This is a genomic window from Neisseria sp. P0021.S005 (assembly GCF_051956955.1).
This window is the reverse complement of record NZ_JBQCWY010000408.1, coordinates 1-2,705: the sequence shown is the minus strand read 5'-3', so window position 1 is coordinate 2,705 and position 2,705 is coordinate 1. Positions and strand designations below refer to the sequence as shown.

The following is a 2,705-nucleotide window of genomic DNA, read 5'->3' as shown; positions in this document are numbered from 1 at the left end:
AAGGAAATCTGTCTTTAAAATTGCGCGTTTACAGAATTTATTTTTCAGGAGATATTCAATATGGCAAACAGCGCACAAGCCCGCAAACGTGCCCGCCAGTCGGTTAAACAACGCGCCCACAACGCCAGCCTGCGTACTGCATTCCGTACCGCTGTGAAAAAAGTGTTGAAAGCAGTTGAAGCCGGCGACAAAGCTGCTGCTCAAGCAGTTTACCAAGAATCCGTTAAAGTCATCGACCGTATCGCTGACAAAGGCGTATTCCACAAAAACAAAGCAGCCCGTCACAAAAGCCGTCTGTCTGCTAAAGTAAAAGCTTTGGCTTAATACTGATGCAGATGCTGGAAGTCCTGATAACCAAAGCAGGATAATCGAGCTGATACGATGCCCCTGAGGTCTTGCCTTTCAGGGGCATTGCCGTATTCACAGTCCAAACCAACTAAATAAAACCATTTACCCTTTCATCAGGCCGTCTGGAAAACAACGGAAACTCTCATGAACAAGATGTTGAAACATTCCCTAAGTATCGGATTCATTGCCGCCGCCCCGCTGGCCGCCGCCGATACCGCCCTACACTGCACCACCATTCAAGACAACGCCACCCGTTTGGCGTGTTACGACAACATCTACTCGGCGCAACTCCCCCCTCAATTCCCACTGCCGCAAGCGCAAACCGAAACCGCCAAAACACCAGTTGACCTCGAACAAAGCGTCCGCAAGAGCATCGAGAAAAAAGAAGCGGCCATCGTATTCGACAACCCTACCCATCCGAATATTTCAGACGACGTATTAAGCGAAACTACCGACAGCTACACACCTTTAAGCCTGATGTACGATTTGGATAAAAACGACACACGCGGCCTGTTGAGCGTACGCGAGCACAACCCTATGTACCTCATGCCCGTTTGGTACAACAGCAGCCCCAACTATTACCCGGAATCCCCCAGCCGCGGCGTAACCACACAGGAAAAATTCAGCGAGCAAAAACGCCTCGAAACCAAAATGCAGGTTTCCTTCAAAAGCAAGATTGCCGAAGATTTATTCAAGACCCGTGCCGACGTATGGTTTGGCTACACCCAAAAATCCGACTGGCAAATCTTTAACCAAGGCCGCAAATCCGCTCCGTTCCGCAATACCGACTACGAGCCTGAAATCTTCATTACCCAACCCGTTAAAGCAGACCTGCCTTTCGGCGGCAAACTGCGCATGGTTGGCGCAGGTTTTGTTCACCAATCCAACGGTCAAAGCCGCCCCGAATCACGCTCATGGAACCGCGTTTACGCCATGGCCGGTATGGAATGGGGCAAGCTGACCGTTATTCCTAGAGTTTGGGTGCGTGCCTTCGACCAAAAAGGGGATGACGATGACAATCCGGACATCAACAAATACATGGGCTACGGCGACTTAAAAGTCCAATACCGTTTCAACGATAAGCAAAATGTTTATTCCGTCCTGCGTTACAACCCGAAAAGCGGACGCGGTGCCGTTGAAGCGGCCTATACTTTCCCCATCAAAGGCAAACTCAAAGGCGTTGTCCGCGGCTTCCACGGCTACGGCGAAAGTCTGATTGACTACAACCACAAACAAAACGGCATCGGCTTCGGCCTGATGTTCAACGACTGGGACGGCATCTAAATGACCCCATATTATTTCAGACGGCCTTTGCAATCAAGGCAGCCGTCTGAAACAATGAAACAAAACAAGCCATTCGTTTAAAATACTCGTTTCCTAGCGTCCAAACGCGTATAATGCAAAGTTTGGGCAAAACTTGCCGGAATGAAACAAAGATGACAGAAGCCGCAGCCGAAAGCGGAAAAATCGCCAAGGCTTTAAAGAAATACCTGATTACAGGCGTGCTGGTTTGGTTGCCGATTGCCGTAACCATCTGGGCGATGAGCTATATCATCTCCGCCGCCGACAAACTGATCAACCTATTACCGGAAAGCTGGCAGCCCCAGCATTTCTGGGGGTTCAACATTCCCGGCTTGGGCATCGTCGCCGCCACAGTCGTCTTGTTCGTTACCGGTGTATTCGCCGCCAACGTATTGGGCAGACGGATTCTCGGCGCATGGGACAGCCTTTTAGGACGCATTCCCGTCGTCAAATCCATCTACTCCAGCGTTAAAAAAGTTTCCGAATCCCTGCTCTCCGACAGTAGCCGCTCGTTCAAAACCCCCGTACTGGTTCCCTTTCCGCAACCGGGCATTTGGACGATAGCCTTTGTTTCCGGCCATATCCCCGACAAACTCAAAGGCAGCCTGCCGCAAGATGACGACTATATTTCCGTTTACGTCCCAACCACGCCCAACCCGACCGGCGGCTACTACATCATGGTTAAAAAAAGCGACGTTCGCGAGCTGGACATGAGTGTGGATCAGGCATTGAAATATGTAATTTCACTGGGCATGGTGATGCCGGACGACTTACCAGTTAAAGCCCTACCTGCCCAAAAGCCGTCTGAAGACGGTGATACCGAACACAACAATTAAGGTCTTCTTTTTTTCAGACGGCCTTTCCTTCTTTTCAAATTGAACAATATAAAAAGGTGATTTTATGCGTACCAACTATTGCGGCCTTATCAGCGAGCAATACTTAGACCAAACCGTTACCGTCAAAGGCTGGGTACACCGCCGACGCGACCACGGCGGTGTGATTTTTATCGACCTGCGCGACCGCGAAGGCATCGTTCAAGTCGTTATCGACCCTGA

4 protein-coding genes are annotated in these 2,705 nt (G+C 50.2%); all 4 read left to right on the top strand.

Translation table 11 applies throughout. From position 1 onward, the window contains the following. The first annotated feature begins 60 nt into the window (after positions 1-60). On the top strand, positions 61-324 hold the full coding sequence (gene rpsT, locus ACTHUE_RS14870; RefSeq protein ID WP_002212556.1) for a 30S ribosomal protein S20: 264 nt from the start codon (positions 61-63) through the stop codon (positions 322-324). Between the two features lie 168 nt (positions 325-492). Next, a complete protein-coding gene (locus tag ACTHUE_RS14865) occupies positions 493-1,632 on the top strand; it encodes a phospholipase A (RefSeq protein ID WP_004518824.1) in 1,140 nt (379 codons plus the stop codon). 152 nt (positions 1,633-1,784) lie between these two features. Beyond that, positions 1,785-2,486 (top strand): DUF502 domain-containing protein, encoded by a 702-nt coding sequence (locus ACTHUE_RS14860; RefSeq protein WP_039861915.1) that lies wholly within the window; start codon positions 1,785-1,787, stop codon positions 2,484-2,486. Between the two features lie 64 nt (positions 2,487-2,550). Next, on the top strand, positions 2,551-2,705 hold a 155-nt coding region (locus tag ACTHUE_RS14855), incomplete at its 3' end, for an OB-fold nucleic acid binding domain-containing protein (protein WP_440423885.1).

Bases quoted from the DNA above. Each gene is read 5' to 3' on its own strand.
- ACTHUE_RS14860 (WP_039861915.1), top strand. From the start codon at position 1,785: ATGACAGAAGCCGCAGCCGAAAGCGGAAAAATCGCCAAGGCTTTAAAG.
- rpsT (WP_002212556.1), top strand. From the start codon at position 61: ATGGCAAACAGCGCACAAGCCCGCAAACGTGCCCGCCAGTCGGTTAAA.
- ACTHUE_RS14865 (WP_004518824.1), top strand. From the start codon at position 493: ATGAACAAGATGTTGAAACATTCCCTAAGTATCGGATTCATTGCCGCC.